At 33.9% G+C, this 4,171-nt stretch carries 4 protein-coding genes; 2 read left to right on the top strand and 2 right to left on the bottom strand.

Annotated features, from left to right (window positions below):
- Positions 1-321 precede the first annotated feature (321 nt).
- Both ACOYLT_RS10385 and ACOYLT_RS10380 read left to right on the top strand, forming a co-directional pair.
- Positions 322-897 carry a hypothetical protein gene (locus tag ACOYLT_RS10385; RefSeq protein WP_422853780.1) on the top strand — a complete coding sequence of 192 codons (576 nt, stop codon included), beginning with the start codon at positions 322-324 and terminating at the stop codon, positions 895-897.
- A gap of 451 nt (positions 898-1,348) precedes the next feature.
- The gene (locus tag ACOYLT_RS10380) at positions 1,349-2,329 is read left to right on the top strand and encodes an FISUMP domain-containing protein (protein WP_422853779.1); all 981 of its coding nucleotides are present in this window, start codon (positions 1,349-1,351) and stop codon (positions 2,327-2,329) included.
- A 73-nt stretch (positions 2,330-2,402) separates the two neighbouring features.
- Here the strand turns inward: ACOYLT_RS10380 and ACOYLT_RS10375 are convergent, their stop codons facing one another.
- Together ACOYLT_RS10375 and ACOYLT_RS10370 are read right to left on the bottom strand one after the other, a co-directional pair.
- Complete coding sequence (locus ACOYLT_RS10375) at positions 2,403-2,837, bottom strand: LexA family protein (RefSeq protein WP_422853778.1); 435 nt, start codon at positions 2,835-2,837, stop codon at positions 2,403-2,405.
- Positions 2,828-4,093 carry a Y-family DNA polymerase gene (locus tag ACOYLT_RS10370; RefSeq protein WP_422853777.1) on the bottom strand — a complete coding sequence of 422 codons (1,266 nt, stop codon included), beginning with the start codon at positions 4,091-4,093 and terminating at the stop codon, positions 2,828-2,830. The genes ACOYLT_RS10375 and ACOYLT_RS10370 overlap by 10 nt, the downstream gene beginning before the upstream one ends.
- Between the last annotated feature and the right edge of the window lie 78 nt (positions 4,094-4,171).

Raw genomic sequence — 4,171 nt, 5'->3', positions numbered from 1 at the left:
TGCAACTTTCTCCAAGAGGGGGAGCAAAACAAAACCCGATACGAAAGTGTCGGGTTTTGTTGTGGACCTTTTTGGGCGAGTGGTTTATCTCGAAGTAACGAAGTGAAATCGGGAAGCCCAATAGGGGGAGCAAATGTTCAGCAGAAATGTTGGACTTTTTTTTATAAGTAATTCTCTAACTTTTTATTAAACTTTTTTCAATTTTTATTATTTTTACAAGATAATTTTATTATTTTAGTACTTCTTTTTCTACAATAATATTAGCCAACACTCTCTAAGAAAAAAGCATCTATTTAAAATTATAACATGAAAACTATAAATATGAAAACTAAAATTTTATCATTTACAGCTATTATTTTGACATTAATCTCTTGTTCAAATGACAACGAGGAAACTAATACACCAACAACAAATCCAAACACTATTATGGTTTTGAAAGTTGACTATAATACCAATCAGTTTGAAGGAGGAAAAGAATTATCTTTTCCTAATACTACCTCTAATATGACCTTAACTAATCAATATGTTGCACCTAGTGACTTTGGGAGTGTTAAAATTATTTATCAAGAATTAAACGAAACATTATTTGATGGAACAATTGTTTGGAGTGGTCTTGGACAAATGAATTATCCTCAAAATTTATTAAATGCAAATCAGTTTGATACAGTAATGACAACAGATTATGTTACACCAAGTGCAGGATTTGAAAATGTATTTAATCCAGATAATACAACATACAGTTATAATGAAGTATGGACTTCAGTACAAAGTTTGGTAAAAGTTAGACAATATTTAAATTCAAATCCGAACGCTAGTGTTAAACTATTTTTATACACTCCAAGTGTTGGAATTGGAAATCCAGCAGAATGGGATTGGATTATTTTTATGAAAAACTAAAAAAAAGCACATCAGGAAGTTACATAGCTTTAAGAAAAATTAATATAACTTCCTGCAATTTTGCACAACGTTCAGCCCTTCAATTTCCTTATAGTTATAAATGAAATCCATCTCATCAAAATTGTAACTTTCTCCAAGAGGTGGAGTATAAAAGAGCAACATTTTCATGTTGCTCTTTTTTTTATACGTGTTATTTTTGCTGAAAAATTTATCCCGATATAACAAATTGAAATCGGGAGGATAAAAAATTTTTCAGTATTTGCTTTTTAAGCATCGCCCCCACCAAAACCCAAAGCGATAATTTTATGTTGGTTAACATTCCAAAAAGCATTACAACTATTTAATAACGAAATAGATACGTTAAATTAACTTCCTTTTTTTATGTAAAAAAGTTGTAATATTTTAAAATTGTTTATTATTTTTGAGGAGTAATAATAAAAAATGAAAGCAAATGAAACAATTAGTTTGGATATTTTTAGTGCTAACATTAAGTGCATTTAGTCAAGTACCCGGGAATGGCGTGACTGATATTGATGGAAATCAATATAATACGGTTATTATTGGAACTCAAGAATGGATGAAAGAAAATTTGAATGTTTCTAAATATTCCGATGGTACCCCAATTCCTCAAGTAACTGATCCTACAGCTTGGTCAAATTTAACTACTGGTGCTTGGTGTTATTATAATAATGATACCTCGCTTGGAAACACTTACGGAAAAATGTATAATTGGTATGCTGTGGCAGGCATATGGCAGGCAGAGTCAAATCCTCCAACATCTGCAGAAATTGCAAGTAGAAAGTCATTAGCCCCATCAGATTGGAATGTACCAAGTGTTGCTGATTGGTCTTCATTATTTTATTATTTAGGAGGCAATAGTGTAGCTGGAGGTAAAATGAAAGAAGCAGGTTTAAATCATTGGTCAGACCCCAACACAGACGCTACAAACAGCAGTGGGTTTACAGGTCTTCCAGGAGGTTATCGCCCAACTAATACTATAGGACAGAACCTTACAGGTACTGGACATTGGTGGTGTTCAGATTATTTAGCACCATTTGCAGCTAATTTTTTCCAACTAACTTGGACTAATGGTGCTGTCGTTAATTCTACTTTTGATACTAGAACTGGTATTTCTGTAAGGTGGGTGAAAAGTTCAATAATAGGAAATGAAACATTTAGTAACCAGTTATTTGAAGTGTATCCTAATCCAGCTAAAGATCAGTTAATAATTGATTGGAATAACAATACAAGCTCAGTTGGTTGGAAATATAAAATTATAAATGCATTAGGTCAAGAAGTTCTTTATGGTGTTTTAAATTTACAACAAAACACCATTCAATTAAACAACATAAATGGTCAAGGTTTGTATTTTGTCAAAATTTATGACCGAGAAAACAGTTTGATTGAAACTAAGAAAATTATTATTAAATAATCAAAGTACTAACAATTTCCTTTGAAAAATTGAAAGGAAAACCTTTTATTAATTAAGTATTGCTCTTTTTGTTTCAAACACTCTTTATAACATAGGTAACAATACCCCAAATGATAAGTTCATTGTCTTCGGTAACTTTTATCGCTTGGTAGTCTTTGTTTTCGGGTAATAGATATACACCGTCTTTTTTGATGGCGATGCGCTTTACGGTAAATTCGCCATCAATGCAACATACGGCAATTTTGTTATTTTGCGGTTCTAGACTTCTGTCAATCACCATAATATCGCCATCGTCTATGCCAGCACCAATCATGGATGTTCCTGATGCTTTGGCATAGAAAGTAGCTTCTTGGTTTTTCACTAATACGCGGTCCAAACTGATTTTTGCTTCATCAAAATCAGCGGCAGGCGAGGGGAAACCTGCTTTGATACCGCTAGCAAAATAGGGGAGTTCGCGAGTGTTTTCCACATCGGGGATAAAAAAAGTAAGGTTGTTTTTTACTGACATTGTACTTCAAAAATTTGTTTAAAATCGGTGGTGTATTTTCTAGACAAATGGTTTTGTTTCATTTTCCAAGTGCGTTGCAAGTCTTGATTGCCCAATCGTATTTTTCGTTCGCCGGTTTTTTTATAATAATTGTCCATCACTTGCATTAGTTTCAAATGTTTTGGATTTTCTTCTTCAAACAAATGAAATTGCTTTTGGTTCTCCGGAATAATTTCGGTGACAATTACACCTGCTTTTTTATAAATTTCGCCTTCTTCAAACATTGATTTTAGCATCTTTACTGCCAAACTACTGAGGGTAATGGAAGAATTACTGGCAAACGGTAGCGTTTCCATTTTATAAAAATTATACCGTTGGCGTTCTACTTTGTATTTGTCTTTTCGCAGATAGACAATGACACCATAGCAACAAGATTTTTGTTTGCGGAGTTTCTCAGCGCAAACGGTGGCAAAGGTAGAAACGCGCTCTGTCATTTCATTAAGTGTGGTGATGTTTCCGTCAAAGCTTCTGGTAACGGCAATATTTTTTTTGTCTTTGGGTTCTTCCATTTCCAAAACCGATTGGCCTTCCAATTCATATTTCAACCGCAATCCTACCACACCCATCGTGGTTTTAATAAACGTTTCGTTGTGAGGCAACGTAAAATCATAAGCGGTGTGTATATTTTTGGCTTTCATTTTTTTGGTCAGTCGAAAACCAATACCCCAAACGTCTTCAATCTTGGTCCATTTCAAGGCTTTGATTAGTTTCTCTTCACTATCAATTATATAGACACCTTGCGTTCGTTCCTGATATTTCTTAGCGATTTTATTAGCTACTTTGGATAAGGCTTTGGTTTCTGCAAAACCGACGCAAATAGGAATGCTGAGCCATTTTTGCACTCGGCGTTTCATCTGCAATCCATACTCGTGATAGTCCTTGATTTTCATTCCGTCAAAGTTCAGAAAGGCCTCGTCTATGCTATAGACTTCTACATTTGGCGTAAAGCTTTCTAATATCTTCATCACGCGATTACTCAAGTCGCCATACAACGCATAGTTGGAAGAGAAAACATGAATATTTTTTTGTTTCAATTCTTGCCGAATTTTAAATTCGGGTGCGCCCATGGCAATGCCTAAATCTTTGGCTTCATAACTCCGCGAAATGACACAGCCATCGTTATTAGATAAAATAACAATTGGTTTTCCATTTAGTTGAGGTTGGAAAACACGTTCGCAGGAAGCGTAAAAATTATTGCAATCGACTAATGCATACATGGGATAAAATTACAGAATAGCTCACTATTTTGTGAAAGAACAAAGGTTAATTTTTGTCAATTGTTGATAAATAAAAAA

This window comes from Flavobacterium sp. (assembly GCF_049318185.1).
GTDB lineage: Bacteria > Bacteroidota > Bacteroidia > Flavobacteriales > Flavobacteriaceae > Flavobacterium.
The sequence above is the reverse complement of the archived record's forward strand: the minus strand, read 5'-3'. Positions and strand labels throughout refer to the sequence as shown.